This is a genomic window from Janthinobacterium sp. GMG1 (assembly GCF_034427795.1).
In the GTDB taxonomy this organism is placed as follows: Bacteria; Pseudomonadota; Gammaproteobacteria; order Burkholderiales; family Burkholderiaceae_D; genus Janthinobacterium.
The window spans coordinates 505,886-520,918 of sequence record NZ_JAXQNT010000002.1 but is presented as its reverse complement, the minus strand read 5'-3'; the positions used below and the strand labels follow the sequence as shown (position 1 = coordinate 520,918).

General features: G+C 54.6%; 29 protein-coding genes. All 29 read right to left on the bottom strand.

From position 1 onward, the window contains the following. Positions 1-24: 24 nt before the first annotated feature. The 29 genes from rpsD to creD all read right to left on the bottom strand — a co-directional run bounded on the left by rpsD (position 25) and on the right by creD (position 15,004). Entirely contained in the window at positions 25-648 is a 624-nt protein-coding gene (gene rpsD, locus SJI03_RS07380; protein ID WP_010394478.1) for a 30S ribosomal protein S4, read from the bottom strand. 258 nt (positions 649-906) lie between these two features. Continuing rightward, positions 907-1,311, bottom strand: coding sequence for a 30S ribosomal protein S11 (rpsK, locus tag SJI03_RS07375; RefSeq protein ID WP_010394475.1), 405 nt, complete (start codon positions 1,309-1,311; stop codon positions 907-909). Between the two features lie 17 nt (positions 1,312-1,328). After that, the gene (gene rpsM, locus SJI03_RS07370; RefSeq protein WP_046681666.1) at positions 1,329-1,694 is read right to left on the bottom strand and encodes a 30S ribosomal protein S13; all 366 of its coding nucleotides are present in this window, start codon (positions 1,692-1,694) and stop codon (positions 1,329-1,331) included. Positions 1,695-1,708: 14 nt separating this feature from the next. Further along, the gene (gene rpmJ / locus SJI03_RS07365; protein WP_010394471.1) at positions 1,709-1,822 is read right to left on the bottom strand and encodes a 50S ribosomal protein L36; all 114 of its coding nucleotides are present in this window, start codon (positions 1,820-1,822) and stop codon (positions 1,709-1,711) included. Positions 1,823-1,864: 42 nt separating this feature from the next. Beyond that, positions 1,865-2,083 carry a translation initiation factor IF-1 gene (gene infA / locus SJI03_RS07360; RefSeq protein ID WP_005663428.1) on the bottom strand — a complete coding sequence of 73 codons (219 nt, stop codon included), beginning with the start codon at positions 2,081-2,083 and terminating at the stop codon, positions 1,865-1,867. 18 nt (positions 2,084-2,101) lie between these two features. Further along, entirely contained in the window at positions 2,102-3,436 is a 1,335-nt protein-coding gene (secY, locus tag SJI03_RS07355; RefSeq protein WP_010394438.1) for a preprotein translocase subunit SecY, read from the bottom strand. Positions 3,437-3,468: 32 nt separating this feature from the next. Then, positions 3,469-3,900 carry a 50S ribosomal protein L15 gene (gene rplO / locus SJI03_RS07350; protein WP_034753211.1) on the bottom strand — a complete coding sequence of 144 codons (432 nt, stop codon included), beginning with the start codon at positions 3,898-3,900 and terminating at the stop codon, positions 3,469-3,471. Positions 3,901-3,930: 30 nt separating this feature from the next. After that, a complete protein-coding gene (rpmD, locus tag SJI03_RS07345; protein WP_010394435.1) occupies positions 3,931-4,110 on the bottom strand; it encodes a 50S ribosomal protein L30 in 180 nt (59 codons plus the stop codon). A 10-nt stretch (positions 4,111-4,120) separates the two neighbouring features. Continuing rightward, a complete protein-coding gene (gene rpsE, locus SJI03_RS07340) occupies positions 4,121-4,639 on the bottom strand; it encodes a 30S ribosomal protein S5 (RefSeq protein ID WP_010394433.1) in 519 nt (172 codons plus the stop codon). Between the two features lie 9 nt (positions 4,640-4,648). Beyond that, complete coding sequence (gene rplR / locus SJI03_RS07335; RefSeq protein ID WP_010394431.1) at positions 4,649-5,011, bottom strand: 50S ribosomal protein L18; 363 nt, start codon at positions 5,009-5,011, stop codon at positions 4,649-4,651. A 13-nt stretch (positions 5,012-5,024) separates the two neighbouring features. Further along, entirely contained in the window at positions 5,025-5,558 is a 534-nt protein-coding gene (rplF, locus tag SJI03_RS07330; protein ID WP_034778281.1) for a 50S ribosomal protein L6, read from the bottom strand. Between the two features lie 10 nt (positions 5,559-5,568). Then, positions 5,569-5,964, bottom strand: coding sequence for a 30S ribosomal protein S8 (gene rpsH / locus SJI03_RS07325; RefSeq protein WP_034753208.1), 396 nt, complete (start codon positions 5,962-5,964; stop codon positions 5,569-5,571). Positions 5,965-5,978: 14 nt separating this feature from the next. Further along, complete coding sequence (rpsN, locus tag SJI03_RS07320; protein ID WP_010394423.1) at positions 5,979-6,284, bottom strand: 30S ribosomal protein S14; 306 nt, start codon at positions 6,282-6,284, stop codon at positions 5,979-5,981. A 2-nt stretch (positions 6,285-6,286) separates the two neighbouring features. Beyond that, positions 6,287-6,826, bottom strand: a complete 540-nt coding sequence (gene rplE / locus SJI03_RS07315; protein WP_010394421.1) for a 50S ribosomal protein L5 — start codon at positions 6,824-6,826, stop codon at positions 6,287-6,289. 6 nt (positions 6,827-6,832) lie between these two features. Next, entirely contained in the window at positions 6,833-7,147 is a 315-nt protein-coding gene (rplX, locus tag SJI03_RS07310) for a 50S ribosomal protein L24 (RefSeq protein ID WP_034753204.1), read from the bottom strand. 9 nt (positions 7,148-7,156) lie between these two features. Continuing rightward, the gene (gene rplN, locus SJI03_RS07305; protein WP_008444317.1) at positions 7,157-7,525 is read right to left on the bottom strand and encodes a 50S ribosomal protein L14; all 369 of its coding nucleotides are present in this window, start codon (positions 7,523-7,525) and stop codon (positions 7,157-7,159) included. Between the two features lie 253 nt (positions 7,526-7,778). After that, positions 7,779-8,051 carry a 30S ribosomal protein S17 gene (rpsQ, locus tag SJI03_RS07300; RefSeq protein WP_010394415.1) on the bottom strand — a complete coding sequence of 91 codons (273 nt, stop codon included), beginning with the start codon at positions 8,049-8,051 and terminating at the stop codon, positions 7,779-7,781. Beyond that, positions 8,048-8,239 carry a 50S ribosomal protein L29 gene (gene rpmC, locus SJI03_RS07295; RefSeq protein ID WP_010394412.1) on the bottom strand — a complete coding sequence of 64 codons (192 nt, stop codon included), beginning with the start codon at positions 8,237-8,239 and terminating at the stop codon, positions 8,048-8,050. The genes rpsQ and rpmC overlap by 4 nt, the downstream gene beginning before the upstream one ends. Before the next feature lie 12 nt (positions 8,240-8,251). Then, entirely contained in the window at positions 8,252-8,671 is a 420-nt protein-coding gene (gene rplP / locus SJI03_RS07290; RefSeq protein WP_034753201.1) for a 50S ribosomal protein L16, read from the bottom strand. Positions 8,672-8,673: 2 nt separating this feature from the next. Beyond that, positions 8,674-9,498, bottom strand: a complete 825-nt coding sequence (rpsC, locus tag SJI03_RS07285; RefSeq protein ID WP_034753199.1) for a 30S ribosomal protein S3 — start codon at positions 9,496-9,498, stop codon at positions 8,674-8,676. A gap of 9 nt (positions 9,499-9,507) precedes the next feature. Continuing rightward, a complete protein-coding gene (rplV, locus tag SJI03_RS07280; protein WP_170840583.1) occupies positions 9,508-9,840 on the bottom strand; it encodes a 50S ribosomal protein L22 in 333 nt (110 codons plus the stop codon). Next, on the bottom strand, positions 9,837-10,112 hold the full coding sequence (gene rpsS, locus SJI03_RS07275) for a 30S ribosomal protein S19 (protein ID WP_008444295.1): 276 nt from the start codon (positions 10,110-10,112) through the stop codon (positions 9,837-9,839). The genes rplV and rpsS overlap by 4 nt, the downstream gene beginning before the upstream one ends. A gap of 10 nt (positions 10,113-10,122) precedes the next feature. After that, entirely contained in the window at positions 10,123-10,950 is an 828-nt protein-coding gene (rplB, locus tag SJI03_RS07270; RefSeq protein ID WP_034753198.1) for a 50S ribosomal protein L2, read from the bottom strand. Next, positions 10,950-11,267, bottom strand: coding sequence for a 50S ribosomal protein L23 (rplW, locus tag SJI03_RS07265; RefSeq protein WP_010394398.1), 318 nt, complete (start codon positions 11,265-11,267; stop codon positions 10,950-10,952). The genes rplB and rplW overlap by 1 nt, the downstream gene beginning before the upstream one ends. Then, complete coding sequence (gene rplD, locus SJI03_RS07260) at positions 11,264-11,884, bottom strand: 50S ribosomal protein L4 (protein WP_034753197.1); 621 nt, start codon at positions 11,882-11,884, stop codon at positions 11,264-11,266. Before rplD ends, rplW begins: the two co-directional genes overlap by 4 nt. A 3-nt stretch (positions 11,885-11,887) precedes the next feature. Then, positions 11,888-12,544, bottom strand: a complete 657-nt coding sequence (gene rplC, locus SJI03_RS07255) for a 50S ribosomal protein L3 (protein ID WP_010394393.1) — start codon at positions 12,542-12,544, stop codon at positions 11,888-11,890. Positions 12,545-12,924: 380 nt separating this feature from the next. Continuing rightward, on the bottom strand, positions 12,925-13,113 hold the full coding sequence (locus tag SJI03_RS07250) for a hypothetical protein (protein WP_035824017.1): 189 nt from the start codon (positions 13,111-13,113) through the stop codon (positions 12,925-12,927). Positions 13,114-13,180: 67 nt separating this feature from the next. Beyond that, complete coding sequence (locus tag SJI03_RS07245; protein ID WP_176387683.1) at positions 13,181-13,369, bottom strand: hypothetical protein; 189 nt, start codon at positions 13,367-13,369, stop codon at positions 13,181-13,183. A gap of 243 nt (positions 13,370-13,612) precedes the next feature. Beyond that, positions 13,613-15,004: a cell envelope integrity protein CreD gene (gene creD / locus SJI03_RS07240; RefSeq protein ID WP_176387682.1), complete on the bottom strand. Its 1,392-nt coding sequence runs from the start codon at positions 15,002-15,004 to the stop codon at positions 13,613-13,615. Positions 15,005-15,033: the final 29 nt, after the last annotated feature.

Here is a 15,033-nt window from a genome sequence, read left to right as displayed (position 1 = left end):
GGGCGGTGATGGTGCTAACTGCTATTAACGCGAGTACAGCTCGACGATCAGCGATTCGTTGACGTCGTTAGCGATTTCGTTACGCTCTGGCAGGGACTTGAAGGTACCTTCCATTTTCTTGGCATCAACCGAAACCCAGCTAGGCATACCAACTTGTTCAGCCAGCGACAGTGCTTCAACGATACGCACTTGCTTTTTCGATTTTTCACGAACAGCAACGATGTCGCCAACTTTGACTGCGTACGAAGCGATGTTCACAACGATACCGTTCACGGTGAACGCTTTGTGGCTGACCAATTGACGCGCTTCAGCGCGGGTCGAGCCAAAGCCCATGCGGTAGCAAACGTTGTCCAGACGCGTTTCCAGCAACTTCAACAGCGTTTCGCCGGTGTTGCCTTTACGACGGTCTGCTTCAGCGAAGTAGCGGCGGAATTGACGTTCCAGCACGCCGTACATGCGCTTGACTTTTTGCTTTTCGCGCAGTTGGTTACCGTAGTCCGAGGTGCGGGCGCCGGATTTGACACCGTGCTGGCCTGGCTTGACGTCCAGTTTGCACTTGCTGTCCAGCGAGCGACGTGCGCTCTTCAGGAACAGGTCTGTACCTTCACGGCGGGAAAGTTTTGCTTTAGGTCCGATATAACGTGCCACGATACTTCCTTTTTTTAAATGATAACGCCCCAGCCACATGCATGATCAAACACACTGATGCGGTTAGGCGCTAGTCTGATTTGGCTTCAATCAGACGGTGGCTGAAAACGAAAAACCCGTCAAACAGGATTTGACAGGCAAGAACAGCCGGGCAGTATAACCGTTTCCGGCTCCCTGCTCCAGCGTTTTCACACAACTGTACTGAGTTACAACAGACAGCAAAGCAGCTGGCGCCGAAGCGCCCTCTGCAACACTATCTTAGATACGACGACGTTTCGGTGGACGGCAACCGTTGTGCGGTACCGGCGTCACGTCCTGGATCTCGGTGATCTTGATGCCCAGGTTGTTCAGCGCGCGAACGGCGGATTCACGACCAGGACCTGGGCCCTTGATACGTACTTCCAGGTTCTTGACGCCACACTCAACAGCCACTTTACCAGCGGCTTCCGCGGCGACCTGCGCTGCGAACGGGGTCGATTTACGCGAACCCTTGAAGCCTGCACCGCCGGAGGTAGCCCACGACAAGGCATTGCCTTGACGATCGGTGATGGTAATGATGGTGTTATTGAACGAAGCGTGGACATGCGCGATGCCTTCAGCGACGTTCTTTTTAACTTTTTTACGCACGCGTGCTGATGCGGCGTTATTTTGCGACTTAGCCATAATTATTCCCTAGCGGATTATTTTTTCAGCGATTGAGCGGCTTTACGCGGTCCCTTGCGGGTACGTGCGTTCGTACGCGTACGCTGGCCACGGCAAGGCAGACCCTTACGATGACGCATGCCGCGGTAGCAACCCAGATCCATCAAACGCTTGATGTTCATGGACAGTTCACGACGCAGATCGCCTTCGACGATGAATTTACCTACTTCATCGCGCAGCTTTTCCAGTTCGCTGTCATCCAGATCTTTGATCTTTTTGTTGGTTGCTACACCGGTCGATGCACAGATTTTCTCTGCGCGTGGACGGCCCACACCGTAGATGGCCGTCAGGCCGATAACGGTATGCTGATGATTTGGGATATTAACCCCTGCAATACGTGCCATTTGTTATTCCTCGATTAACCTTGACGCTGCTTGTGACGTGGTTCCACGCAGATAACGCGGACTACGCCTTTGCGCTTGATGATCTTGCAGTTGCGGCAGATCCGCTTGACTGATGCGAGAACTTTCATTTTTGGGCTCTTTCTTTCGCTTCTTTGGTTTGATTCAGTGTGTTACTTGGTACGGAACACAATGCGGGCTCGGCTCAGGTCGTACGGCGTTAACTCCACCGTCACCTTGTCTCCAGGGAGAATGCGAATATAGTTCATCCGCATTTTACCTGAAATATGCCCGAGCACCACGTGTCCGTTCTCCAGCTTCACTCGAAATGTTGCATTTGGGAGATTCTCAAGAATCTCGCCCTGCATCTGTATGACGTCGTCTTTTGCCATTCGGTATGTTTACCGCGCTTAACGCGTCGGAATTCCGCCCTTGAAATTTGCTTTGCGCAGCAGCGAATCATATTGCTGCGACATCACGTAGTTCTGTACTTGCGCCATGAAATCCATGGTGACAACTACAATAATCAATAAAGAAGTACCGCCGAAATAGAATGGTACTTTCCACTGGGCTTGCATAAATTCCGGCAATAAACACACCAGGGTGATGTAGACTGCGCCGGCAAGTGTCAAGCGTGTCAGGATCTTGTCGATGTAACGGGCTGTCTGTTCGCCTGGACGGATCCCGGGAATGAACGCACCGCTTTTCTTCAAGTTATCCGCTGTTTCCTTGCTGTTAAAGACCAGCGCTGTATAGAAGAAACAGAAAAACACGATCGCCACTGCGTACAACAGCGCATGGATAGGCTCACCAGGCCCCATCGATGCTGCCAAATCTTTCAAGAACCGCACCGCAGGGTTAGCGTTGTCGGCGCCCTTTGAAAACCAGTCCACGATAGTGGCCGGGAACAAGATGATCGAAGAAGCAAAGATCGGCGGGATCACGCCGGCCATGTTCAGCTTCAACGGCAAATGGCTGGTTTGACCGCCATAAATCTTGTTGCCTACCTGGCGCTTCGCGTAGTTGACCAATATTTTGCGCTGACCACGTTCGACGAATACGACGAAGTACGTTACCAGTGCTACCAGGATCACGATGAAAATCGCGCTGAAGCTGCCGATCGAGCCATTCGACACTTGAGTGAACAAGCCACCCAACGCCGACGGCAGACCTGCTGCAATCCCGGCAAAAATGATGATCGAGATGCCATTCCCCAAGCCACGCTCGGTAATTTGCTCACCCAACCACATCAAAAACATTGTTCCGGTCAACAAAGTGACGACCGTCACGAAGCGGAATGCAAGACCAGGTTCCAACACCAGACCAGCTTGCGACTCCAGTGCGACTGCAATGCCTAACGCTTGGAACAGTGCCAGGGCAACCGTGAAATACCGGGTGTACTGGGTGATCTTGCGACGACCTGCTTCGCCTTCTTTTTTCAACGCTTCCATCTGCGGTGACACGATCGACAGCAATTGCATGATGATCGAGGCCGAGATATAAGGCATGATACCCAGCGCAAACACTGTAAAACGAGACAAGGCACCGCCCGAGAACATGTTGAACATGCCCAGGACGCCGCCTTCGTGCTCCTTGAACAGCGAGGCTAATTGTGTCGGGTCAATCCCGGGAACCGGGACGTGAGCACCGATACGATAAACCACCAATGCGCCAAGCAAAAACCAGAGCCGTCCCCAAGGGAAACCGGCCGCTGCACTTTTAGCAAGTTGTGGATTAGTCGCCAATTTTCGCTCCGATCAAGCTGTTAGCGGTCAACTCAGGCTACCGAGCCGCCGGCTGCTTCGATGGCTGCTTTCGCGCCAGCGGACACTTTCAAGCCCTTCAAATTCACCGCTTTGGTGATTTCGCCGGACAAGATCACGCGCACGTCACGGGCCAACACGCCCAGAACGCCAGCTTGCTTCAAGACCAGAATGTCGACATCGCCAACAGCCAGGTTGTTCAGATCGGACAGGCGCACTTCAGCTTTGAAGGTTGCGTGCATCGATTTGAAACCGCGCTTAGGCAGACGGCGTTGCAGAGGCATCTGACCGCCTTCGAAACCGACTTTATGAAAGCCGCCCGAACGCGATTTCTGACCTTTGTGACCACGACCCGAGGTTTTACCCAGGCCGGAGCCGATACCGCGACCGACGCGACGCTTGTAGTGCTTAGCGCCTTCGGCTGGTGCAATAGTATTCAATTCCATGATTTGCTCCGTTCGTGTAAGCCCGAAGGCTTACCCGACAACTTTAACGAGATACGATACTTTATTGATCATGCCGCGTACGGATGGGGTGTCTTGCAATTCGGAAACCGAATTTACACGACGCAGACCCAGACCGCGCACGGTAGCGCGATGCGATTCGCGCGTACCGATCAAGCCCTTGACCAATTGCACTTTGACTGTGTTTGTCATTTTGTCCACCTTAAGCCAGAATGTCTTCGACCGACTTGCCGCGTTTGGCAGCGATATCGGAAGCAGTGCTCATTTTCGACAGGCCGTCCAGCGTAGCGCGTACCAGGTTGTATGGGTTGTTCGAACCGGTGGATTTCGCCACCACGTCCGTCACGCCCATCACTTCGAAGATAGCGCGCATTGCGCCACCAGCGATAACGCCAGTACCAGGCTTAGCTGGGTTCATCAGGACCTTGGAGGCGCCGTGACGACCAACAACCGTGTGATGCAAGGTACCGTTTTTGAGCGGTACTTTGATCAGGTTGCGACGGGCTTCTTCCATTGCCTTCTGCACGCCAACTGGCACTTCTTTCGATTTGCCCTTGCCCATGCCGACGCGGCCATCGCCATCACCAACTACGGTCAGCGCGGCGAAACCCATGATACGACCACCCTTGACCACTTTGGTCACGCGGTTGATCGCGATCATTTTTTCGCGCATGCCATCATCCGGCTTGTCGCTTTGCATTTTTGCTTGCATTTTTGCCATGATTGATCCTTAGAACTTCAGACCGGCTTCGCGTGCGGCTTCTGCCAACGCTTTCACACGGCCGTGGTAACGGAAACCGGAGCGGTCAAACGCAACTTCGGTAATCCCTGCTTTCAACGCTTTTTCAGCGACGCGCTTGCCGATCAAGGCTGCAGCAGCGGCATTGCCGCCTTTGCCGGATTGGCCTGCCAGTTCAGCGCGAACTTCCGCTTCAGCCGTCGAGGCCGAAACCAGGACTTTAGCGTCCGGGCTGATCAGGTTGGCGTAAATGTGCAGGTTGGTGCGATGCACCGACAAGCGATTTACTTTCAATTCCGCAATCTTGATGCGGGTTTGGCGTCCGCGGCGAAGCCGTGATTCTTTCTTATCCATCGTCAGCCCCTAATTACTTCTTCTTGGTTTCTTTAAGCTTAACCACTTCGTCCGCATAGCGAACGCCCTTGCCTTTATAAGGCTCAGGAGCGCGGTAAGCACGAACTTCAGCGGCTACCTGGCCAACCTGTTGACGGTCGATACCTTTAATCAGGATCTCGGTCGGGGTTGGTGTTGCGCAGGTAACGCCAGCTGGCATGTCATGCACTACAGGGTGCGAGAAACCCAGGGACAGATTCAGCTTGTCGCCTTGAGCTTGCGCCTTGTAACCCACGCCTACCAGGTTCAGCTTTTTCTCGAAACCCTTGGTGACGCCAACAACCATGTTGTTGACCAGTGCGCGCAGCGTGCCGGACATGGCATTGGCTTCGCGGCTGTCGTTCGCCACGTCGAAACTCAGGGTTCCTGCATTGTTTTCTACTTTGACCTGGCCGGTAAGGGCCTGGGAAAGTACGCCCAGCGGGCCTTTTACGGTGATCGCTTGTGCGGAGATGGCGACTTCGGCGCCAGCTGGCACTACGATAGGCATTTTAGCTACTCGAGACATGTGTAACTCCTTAAGCCACGTAGCAAATAACTTCGCCGCCGACACCGGTAGCGCGTGCTTTGCGGTCAGTCATGACGCCTTGCGGAGTCGACACGATCGCCACACCCAAGCCATTCATCACAACAGGGATCTCGTCTTTACCCTTGTAGACGCGCAGACCCGGACGGGACACGCGCTCCAAGCGCTCAATGACGGGACGGCCAACATAATACTTCAAACCGATTTTCAGTTCCGCTTTGCCACCAGCTTCGGCAACAGCGAAATCTTCAATGTAACCCTCGTCCTTCAGGACGCTGGCAATCGCAATTTTGACTTTCGACGATGGCATGGCCACGGTCGTCTTTTGCACGCCTTGTGCATTGCGAATGCGGGTCAGCATATCGGCGATAGGATCGCTCATACTCATTGCATATTCTCCTATTACCAGCTTGCTTTTGTCATACCCGGAATTTCACCACGCATGGCGAATTCACGGAGCTTGATACGACCCAGACCGAATTTACGGAATGTGCCGCGCGGACGACCAGTGATGGCGCAACGGTTACGTTGACGCGTCGGGTTCGAGTTACGTGGCAGCGCCTGCAATTTCAGGCGAGCTTCGTAGCGCTCTTCTTCCGATTTCGATTGGTCATCGACGATGGCCTTGAGAGCTTCGCGCTTAGGGGCGAATTTCGCCACCAGGTCAGCACGCTTGATCTCACGATTAATCAGTGACAGTTTGGCCATGATCAGTTCCTGAAAGGGAATTTAAAGGCGGCGAGCAAAGCTTTGGCTTCGTCATCGGTCTTAGCGGTTGTCGTGATGCTGATATTCATACCGCGCAACGCGTCAATCTTGTCGTATTCGATTTCAGGGAAAATGATCTGTTCCTTGACACCGATGTTGTAGTTGCCACGACCATCAAATGCACGGCCGTTCACACCACGGAAATCGCGTACGCGCGGCAGAGCCACGGTAATGAAGCGATCCAGGAACTCGTACATGCGAGCGCCGCGCAGGGTGACCATCGTACCGATCGGGTAACCTTCACGGATTTTGAAGCCTGCGATCGCTTTGCGGGACTTGGTGGTCACTGGCTTCTGGCCGGCGATCTTGGTCAAGTCAGCAACTGCGTGCTCGAGAACTTTTTTATCCGCGATAGCCTCACCAACACCCATGTTCAGGGTGATCTTGGTCAGGCGTGGAACTTCCATTACCGACTTGTAACCAAACTTGCTGGTCAGGTCGGCAACGACTTTTTCTTTATAGAATTCTTGGAGACGTGCCATGATTTCTTAAGCCTTCACTACTTCGCCGGAGGATTTAAAGATGCGAACTTTCTTGCCGTCCACTTCTTTGAAACCCACGCGATCTGCCTTGCCAGTCGCTGCATTAAACAATGCAACGTTGGACACGTGAATTGGCATGGTCTTATCGACGATACCACCAGTTACGCCAGTCATCGGGTTTGGCTTAGTCGCTTTTTTAGCGATGTTAATGCCGTCAACCACGATATGTTCAGCATCGATACGCTGCTGTACCACACCACGTTTGCCCTTGTCTTTCCCGGTCAGAACGATGACTTCGTCGTTTTTACGAATCTTATCCATTACGACTCCTTACAGGACTTCCGGTGCCAGGGACACGATTTTCATGAACTTCTCAGTGCGCAGTTCGCGCGTGACAGGTCCAAAAATACGGGTACCGATCGGTTCCAGCTTGGCGTTCAACAGAACGGCGGCATTGCCGTCGAACTTCACCAGGGAACCGTCTTGGCGGCGAACACCTTTAGCGGTGCGCACAACCACGGCGTTATAAATTTCACCTTTTTTGACACGGCCACGTGGCGCAGCAACCTTAACGGTTACCTTGATCACATCGCCAATGCCAGCATAACGGCGCTTGGAGCCGCCCAATACCTTGATGCACATTACTTCTTTGGCACCGGTATTGTCAGCCACTTCGAGCCGGCTTTCAGTTTGAATCATAGTATTCTCTTTCCCAACTTAAGCCGAAGAATCCACACAATGTAGACCCACGGTCAGTCTTGGTCCCGCCAGAGCCGCCCTGCTGGGCTTCACTGTTTGGGTGCATGACCTTCATACATCAACTGACCGCGAATGCTACTGTCTGTGGCCAGACACTTTGCGGCGTTACATGAACGAAGCCCGCAAGTATTACATACAATTTGCGGGCCTGCAAGTACTAATTAAAAGCCACCGCCGAAACGGTGGTTTTTATTTAAACGGTTGGTGCGGCTTGAACCACACGTGTCACCGTCCATGCCTTCGTTTTGGAGATCGGGCGACCTTCCTGGATCTCGACCGTGTCACCGGCCTTGACTTGGTTGGTCTCGTCATGCGCGTGATACTTGTTCGAGCGCATGATGATCTTGCCATACAAAGGATGTTTTACGTGGCGCTCGATCAGAACGGTAACGGTCTTGTCCATCTTGTCCGAAACCACTTTACCGATCAGCGTGCGCTTGAGCGACTGTTTCACTGGTTCGTTCATTTGGCTTCCTTCAGATTCATTACCGTCTTCACACGCGCGATATCGCGGCGTACCTTCTTGAGCTGCGAAGTGTTGCTCAGCTGCTGCGTAGCGATTTGCATGCGCAGGCCGAACTGTGCCTTCAACAGGTCATTCAGCTCTTTTTGCAGAGCTGGCTGGTCCTTGCCGCGGAGTTCAGATGCTTTCATATACAACTCCAATTATTGGCCGACTTGGCGGATGACAAACGTCGTCGCCAGTGGCAGTTTAGCGGCGGCAAGACGGAATGCTTCCCGTGCCAGCGCTTCATCAACGCCATCCATTTCGTACAGTACTTTGCCTGGCTGAATTTCAGCGACGTAGTACTCAGGATTACCTTTACCGTTACCCATACGGACTTCAGCCGGTTTGTTCGAAATCGGTTTGTCCGGGAAAATACGGATCCAGATACGGCCACCGCGCTTGATGTGACGCGTCATTGCACGACGCGCCGCTTCAATTTGACGCGCAGTGATACGACCGCGCGCAACTGCCTTCAGACCGAATTCGCCAAACGACACGGCGGTGCCGCGGCTGTGCGAAATACCGGTATTACGGCCTTTCTGCTCTTTACGATACTTTCTGCGTGCTGGTTGCAGCATGATTATTCTCCTGCTTTCTCAGCTGGTGCTGCTGCGGCGGCCGGTTTAGCGGCGGTACGCACACGTGCACCTGGTGCTGTGGATGGTTTCGCACCGGCACCGGCTGGACGTGGACGGCCAGCTGGCTTGCCATCGTCACGGCGTGGGCCGCGGCTTTTCTTCTCGTCAGCTGGGGTATCGATGACTGGTGCATCGCCGTTAGGCGCGCGGTCACCTTTGTATACCCACACCTTGACACCGATGATGCCGTAGGTGGTCGACGCTTCGCTGGTACCGTAGTCGATATCGGCGCGCAGGGTATGCAGAGGCACGCGGCCTTCGCGGTACCACTCTTTACGCGCGATTTCGATACCGTTCAGACGGCCGGACGACATGATCTTGATACCGAGAGCACCCAGGCGCATTGCATTTTGCATTGCACGCTTCATGGCGCGGCGGAACATGATCCGTTTTTCCAGCTGCTGAGCGATCGAATCGGCGATCAGTTGCGAGTCGATTTCTGGCTTGCGAATTTCTTCGATGTTCACGTGAACAGGTACGCCCATGATCTTGGTCAGCGCCGACTTCAGTACTTCGATGTCTTCGCCTTTTTTACCAATGACCACGCCTGGACGCGAGCTGTAGATCGTGAAGCGCGCGTTCTTGGCTGGGCGCTCGATAACGATGCGGCCAACGGAAGCGTTCTTCAGTTTCTTTTTCAGGTAAGCACGTGCTTTCAAGTCTTCGTTCAGCATGGCAGCGAAATTACCGTTGCCTGCATACCAGCGCGAAGCCCAGTTACGGGTGACCGCCAGACGGAAACCGGTTGGATGAATTTTCTGACCCATCGTGGCTCCTTAGTTACCGACAGTCACGTAAACGTGACAGGATTGTTTCGAAATACGGTCGCCACGGCCTTTTGCACGCGCGGTGAAGCGCTTCAGGACCGGGCCCTTTTCGACGTAGATCGTTTTCACGAACAATTCGTCGATGTCCGCGCCATCATTGTGTTCCGCATTGGCGATTGCCGATTCCAGAACACGCTTGATGATCGCAGCACCTTTTTTCGGGCTGAATTGCAAGATGTTGAGTGCAGCGTCAACTTTCTTGCCACGGATCAGGTCAGCAACCAGGCGGCCCTTTTGGTCCGACAGGCGCACACCTTTGAGGATAGCTTTAGTTTCCATTATTTCTTAGCCTTTTTGTCAGCTGCATGGCCCTTGAACGTACGGGTCAGTGCGAATTCGCCGAGCTTGTGACCAACCATGTTTTCGGAAACATAAACCGGCACGTGCAGCTTGCCGTTATGAACCGCGATCGTCAGGCCGATGAAGTCAGGCATGATTGTCGAACGACGCGACCAGGTTTTGATTGGCTTTTTGTCTTTGGCTGCTTGCGCGGCTTCAACTTTTTTCACCAGGTGGGCGTCACAGAACGGCCCTTTTTTCAATGAACGTGTCATGTGCTACCCCTTATTTCTTGCCGCGGCGCGAGACGATCATGGAAGTCGTACGCTTGTTGCTGCGTGTTTTCTTACCCTTGGTCTGTTGGCCCCATGGCGAAACTGGATGACGACCAGCTGCTGTTTTACCTTCACCACCACCGTGCGGGTGATCGACCGGGTTCATGACCACACCGCGAACGGTAGGACGAACACCGCGCCAGCGCATCGCACCAGCTTTACCGATTTTACGCAGGCTGTGCTCGGCATTGCCGACTTCACCAACCGTTGCACGGCACTCGATGTGCACGCGACGTACTTCACCCGAGCGCAGACGCACTTGAGCGTAGGTACCTTCACGTGCCATCAGCACAACGCCAGCGCCGGCGGTACGTGCCATTTGGGCACCTTTACCTGGCAGCATTTCGACGCAATGCATCACGGTACCGACCGGGATGTTACGGATTGGCAAGCAGTTACCCGATTTGATCGGTGCTTCCGAACCGTTCATCACGCTGTCGCCAACGGCCATGCCTTTGGTTGCGATGATGTAGTGACGTTCGCCGTCGGCGTAGCACAACAGAGCGATATTCGCGGTGCGGTTTGGATCGTATTCGATACGTTCCACTTTCGCTGGAATACCATCTTTGGTGCGCTTGAAGTCGATCAAGCGGTAGTGTTGCTTATGACCACCACCGATATGACGGGTGGTGATGTGACCGTTGTTGTTACGACCAGCGGTCTTGGATTTCTTTTCAACCAGGGCAGCGAATGGACGACCTTTGTACAGGTCAGCATTCACCACCTTCACCATGCCGCGACGGCCTGGCGAGGTTGGTTTCATCTTAACGAGTGCCATTATGCAGCCTCCTCGGAGAAGTTGATTTCCTGGCCAGGCTTCAGGCACACGAAAGCACGCTTGGTATGGTTACGACGACCGTTGAACTTGCCGGTGCGCTTTTGCTTACCTTCGCGGTTTGCAGTTTGCACGGACAGAACTTCAACCTTGAACAGCAGTTCGACCGCTGCCTTGATTTCAGGCTTGGTTGCATCCGGCAGTACGCGGAATACAATTTGCTCGTTCTTTTCCGCGACCATGGTGGCCTTTTCGGAAATCACGGGCGCCAACAGCACCTTCATCAAGCGTTCTTCGCTATGTTTCAAAATCGCGCTCATGCCAGCATCTCCTCAATCTTGGCCAATGCAGCTTTGGTGACCAGGATCTTCTTGTAGAACACCAGGGACATCGGGTCTGCGTGACGTGGCTCAACGACGAGTACGTTAGGCAGGTTGCGCGATGCCAGTTCCAGGTTTTCGTTCAGAACGTCGGTGATGATCAGAACCGAATCAAAGCCCAGGCCGTTCAATTTTTGCGACAGCAGCTTGGTTTTTGGCGCGTCGATCGTCAGATCGTCGATGACGATCAGGCGCTCTTCGCGAGCCAGCTGCGACAGGATCGAGCAGATACCTGCGCGATACATCTTTTTGTTCACTTTGTGGGTGAAGTTTTCGTCAGGCGAGTTCGGGAAAATCCGACCACCGCCGCGCCACAGTGGCGACGACGACATACCAGCACGAGCGCGGCCGGTACCTTTTTGGCGCCATGGCTTTTTCGTCGTGTGGTGAACTTCTTCACGGTCTTTTTGCTTGCGGTTACCACTACGTGCATTCGCTTGATAAGCGATGACGACTTGGTGGATCAGCGCTTCATTGTAGTCACGGCCGAAAATCGTATCGGCTGCAGCAACGTTCGAGGCGGCTTGACCTTGCGCATTCAGAAGCTTGAGTTCCATCGTTTAAGCTCCCTTCTTGGCTTTGGTTTTGATGGCTGGCGAGACAACTACCTGGCCATTTTTCGCACCTGGAATCGCGCCTTTGACCAGCAACAGCTGACGGTCGGCATCGATACGGGCGATCACGAGGTTCTGGATCGTACGGTTAACGTCACCCAGATGACCGGTCATGCGTTTACCAGGGAAAACGCGACCTGGATCTTGTGCCATACCGATGGAACCTGGAACGTTGTGCGAACGCGAGTTACCGTGCGTTGCACGGCCAGAAGCGAAGTGGTAACGTTTGATAACGCCTGCATAGCCTTTACCGATGGTAACGCCTTGCACGTCGATCTTTTGACCGACTTCGAACAGGGAAGCAGCGACAACATCGCCAGCTTTCAGTTCAGCGGCTTTGGCAGCGTCGACACGGAACTCTTTCAACAGAGTACCGGCTTCAACACCAGCTTTAGCGTGATGACCAGCAACAGCTTTGGTCACGCGGGAAGCGCGACGTTGACCGAATGCGACCTGAACAGCGGAGTAACCATCTGTTTCAGGGGTTTTGATTTGCGCAACACGGTTGTTCGATACGTCCAACACGGTGACAGGAATCGAATCCCCTTCATCCGTGAAAATGCGCATCATACCAACCTTGCGACCGAGAAGGCCTAGGCTCATTTTTTCTCCATTCCCACCTGCGATTGGGCGGGGCTTGTTTAACTACAAAGTAACGTAGGACTCAAAAAAGACGAATCCATACCGAAGCCGACTAGTATATAGCACAAAAACCCTTGACGCAACAAGTTAACACGAGGTATGTCAAAGTGTTGCAAGACGCCCCTGCGGGAATTGTCGGCGCGCCTGAAAAACGCTGCCGCAAGGCAATTTAACGGCCCCAAAGCACGGCGGCATGCGGCCTGCCGCACCGGGCGCCGCCGACGGCAAGTCAGTGGCAGCCACGGAAACAACAAGGGCGCGTACACGGCGTACGCGCCCCTTGCCCTCCTCCATCTTGCCCTCCTGTATCAGGCCTGGCGCCCGGCGCAGGGCGACTCAGCTCAGACCTTGCACTGCTCGATGCAATGCTGGTAGACCATCTCGCAAATCGGGCTCGAGGCCGAGCCGGGCATGCCGCCCGAGCACGTGTTGGCCCGGATGGCGCACTCCAGCGTGCAATCATTGCCAGCCATGGCATACGAGGCGCTGCAACCGATGGCAAACAGGAATACCGCGATTTTCTTGTACATGCATGTCTCCAATTGTGTGTTTTTCAGGAATCAAAGCGCACCCAAGCAAGCTGCCGGGAGCAGGTGCTTACTTCTGGCAATTGGCCAGGCAATGCTCGTACAGGTCCTCACAGATGGGGCTGCCGCCGAGATGCGCGCGGCAATTGGCCACCTTCTGCCCGCACTCGCTATAGCACTGCGTGACATCGCCGGCGGCAACCGCATACGAGGCGCTCAGGCCCAGTGCAAACAGGAAAGCCATCGTCTTCTTGATCATATTTCGTCTCCGTTTATCAGATGGAACAACAACCAGGACGACACGCCATCCTCGCACCGCCCCGGGCCGGCGCCACGGCGCCCGCCATTACCTAAAAAGCAATGCCAATAGAATACCGTAAACAATACCAACCAACTACCAATTATTGTGCCACCTTCGTTCCGGCCAAATAAAAAGCCAGCCAGGACACATCACCGTCACGGCTGGCTGCAAATGCGGAGGCGCATGGCGCCCGGATGGCCCCTATTCCTGCGGCGCTCCTTTGCCAATCTGATACCAGTCAACCTTGCGCGTCGCCACCATGATGGCGGCCAGGACGGCGAACAGCAGGATGCTGCCCATCACCAGCGCATTGTTTTCCGAGTTCAGCAATCCGTACAGGGCGCCATACAGCATGGTCAGCGCCACGCCGAAGCCGATGCCGCGCCAGGCGTTGTGCAATACATGCGCCAGGTAAAAACTGGTCAGCGCGATACAGGCGGCGCTGGCGATCAGGTAAGCGGCAAGGAAAGCGATATGCTCGGCCAGGCCCACCAGCAGCAGGAAGAAGATCACCAGCGACAGGCCCACCAGCAAATACTGCACCGGGTGGATCGGCAGACTTTTCAAAATTTCAAAGATGAAGAAGGCGGCAAACGTCAGCGCCACAAACAGCAAGCCATACTTGGTGGCCCGGTCCGACTGCGAATACACATTGATCGGCTCGATGAAGCCGACGCTGAAACGGTCCACCTGGCCCAGCGGTGCGCTGTCGGGCACCTTGAACTCGCCCTCGATCGTGCTCAGCTGCGTTTGCGCATTGCTGGCCAGCGACGAGATATTCCATTCGACCTGAAAGCCATCGGCATTGATCTGGCGGTGTTTCGGCGACGGCAGGAAGCGCCCGCCAAACTGCGGATGGGGCCAGTTCGACTTGATGCTGATCTGGCTGTTTTTCGCCACCGGCACGAAATGCTGGCGTTCGATGCCGTCCAGTCCCAGGTCAAAACTGAATTTCACCTGCTGCGCTTGCGCCAGCGGCATGGCGCCCAGGGGTGCATGCAGGCCGCTGCGGAAGGCAAACAGGTCGGTGCCCTGTTCGAATTCGATCTGGCGCCCGCCCCAGTCGATTTTCGGGATGTTGCGGATGCCGCGCACGTCCTCGATGGACAAGGCAACAAACGGCTCGCCCAGGGTCACGCGCGCGTCCGGCGTCTTGCGCGGCAACTGCTCAAGACTGGGCACCGTGAAGTCGCCCTTGAACGCATGCTGGCCGCTGTACACCAGCACCTGGTGGATGCCACGGTAGCGGCGGTCGGTCTCGATGGTGCCTTCCTGCAGCAAGAGGTTCGGGTACACCAGCAAGCGGCGCTGCATGACGCGGCGCTGCACCTGCGTCTGCGCCGGCACGCTGCCTTTCTGCTCCTTGTCGACGGCGATCTCGACCCGCTCGTCATATTGCTCCACATACGGGATCACGAGGATGGGACCGATGATGGTTTGTTCGCGCACCGAATCGGCGGCGATGCTGTTGACGGCTTCCTGGCGGAATTCCATCCGCTCCTTGATCGTTTCCTGAATCATCAGCAAAGGCAGGCCGATCAGCAGCATCAGGCCGAACACGATCAACGCTTTGACTAACAGAGTTTTTTGCATGGCGCATCCTTGAAGTAAGGCGGCCAGTG

What these genes read in the sequence shown, in the direction of transcription:
- SJI03_RS07250 (WP_035824017.1), bottom strand. Translation starts at nt 13,113, where the DNA reads ATGTACAAGAAAATCGCGGTATTCCTGTTTGCCATCGGTTGCAGCGCC.
- rpsC (WP_034753199.1), bottom strand. Translation starts at nt 9,498, where the DNA reads ATGGGTCAGAAAATTCATCCAACCGGTTTCCGTCTGGCGGTCACCCGT.
- rpmC (WP_010394412.1), bottom strand. Translation starts at nt 8,239, where the DNA reads ATGAAAGCATCTGAACTCCGCGGCAAGGACCAGCCAGCTCTGCAAAAA.
- rplO (WP_034753211.1), bottom strand. Translation starts at nt 3,900, where the DNA reads ATGGAATTGAATACTATTGCACCAGCCGAAGGCGCTAAGCACTACAAG.
- rpsH (WP_034753208.1), bottom strand. Translation starts at nt 5,964, where the DNA reads ATGAGTATGAGCGATCCTATCGCCGATATGCTGACCCGCATTCGCAAT.
- rpsS (WP_008444295.1), bottom strand. Translation starts at nt 10,112, where the DNA reads ATGACACGTTCATTGAAAAAAGGGCCGTTCTGTGACGCCCACCTGGTG.
- infA (WP_005663428.1), bottom strand. Translation starts at nt 2,083, where the DNA reads ATGGCAAAAGACGACGTCATACAGATGCAGGGCGAGATTCTTGAGAAT.
- rplX (WP_034753204.1), bottom strand. Translation starts at nt 7,147, where the DNA reads ATGGATAAGATTCGTAAAAACGACGAAGTCATCGTTCTGACCGGGAAA.
- rplF (WP_034778281.1), bottom strand. Translation starts at nt 5,558, where the DNA reads ATGTCTCGAGTAGCTAAAATGCCTATCGTAGTGCCAGCTGGCGCCGAA.
- creD (WP_176387682.1), bottom strand. Translation starts at nt 15,004, where the DNA reads ATGCAAAAAACTCTGTTAGTCAAAGCGTTGATCGTGTTCGGCCTGATG.
- rpsK (WP_010394475.1), bottom strand. Translation starts at nt 1,311, where the DNA reads ATGGCTAAGTCGCAAAATAACGCCGCATCAGCACGCGTGCGTAAAAAA.
- rpsE (WP_010394433.1), bottom strand. Translation starts at nt 4,639, where the DNA reads ATGGCAAAAATGCAAGCAAAAATGCAAAGCGACAAGCCGGATGATGGC.
- rplN (WP_008444317.1), bottom strand. Translation starts at nt 7,525, where the DNA reads ATGATTCAAACTGAAAGCCGGCTCGAAGTGGCTGACAATACCGGTGCC.
- rplC (WP_010394393.1), bottom strand. Translation starts at nt 12,544, where the DNA reads ATGAGCCTAGGCCTTCTCGGTCGCAAGGTTGGTATGATGCGCATTTTC.
- rpmD (WP_010394435.1), bottom strand. Translation starts at nt 4,110, where the DNA reads ATGACAAACACAGTCAAAGTGCAATTGGTCAAGGGCTTGATCGGTACG.
- rpmJ (WP_010394471.1), bottom strand. Translation starts at nt 1,822, where the DNA reads ATGAAAGTTCTCGCATCAGTCAAGCGGATCTGCCGCAACTGCAAGATC.
- rplD (WP_034753197.1), bottom strand. Translation starts at nt 11,884, where the DNA reads ATGGAACTCAAGCTTCTGAATGCGCAAGGTCAAGCCGCCTCGAACGTT.
- rplR (WP_010394431.1), bottom strand. Translation starts at nt 5,011, where the DNA reads ATGGATAAGAAAGAATCACGGCTTCGCCGCGGACGCCAAACCCGCATC.
- SJI03_RS07245 (WP_176387683.1), bottom strand. Translation starts at nt 13,369, where the DNA reads ATGATCAAGAAGACGATGGCTTTCCTGTTTGCACTGGGCCTGAGCGCC.
- rpsQ (WP_010394415.1), bottom strand. Translation starts at nt 8,051, where the DNA reads ATGAACGAACCAGTGAAACAGTCGCTCAAGCGCACGCTGATCGGTAAA.
- rplB (WP_034753198.1), bottom strand. Translation starts at nt 10,950, where the DNA reads ATGGCACTCGTTAAGATGAAACCAACCTCGCCAGGCCGTCGCGGCATG.
- rpsM (WP_046681666.1), bottom strand. Translation starts at nt 1,694, where the DNA reads ATGGCACGTATTGCAGGGGTTAATATCCCAAATCATCAGCATACCGTT.
- rplP (WP_034753201.1), bottom strand. Translation starts at nt 8,671, where the DNA reads ATGCTGCAACCAGCACGCAGAAAGTATCGTAAAGAGCAGAAAGGCCGT.
- rplW (WP_010394398.1), bottom strand. Translation starts at nt 11,267, where the DNA reads ATGAGCGCGATTTTGAAACATAGCGAAGAACGCTTGATGAAGGTGCTG.
- rplE (WP_010394421.1), bottom strand. Translation starts at nt 6,826, where the DNA reads ATGGCACGTCTCCAAGAATTCTATAAAGAAAAAGTCGTTGCCGACCTG.
- rpsN (WP_010394423.1), bottom strand. Translation starts at nt 6,284, where the DNA reads ATGGCCAAACTGTCACTGATTAATCGTGAGATCAAGCGTGCTGACCTG.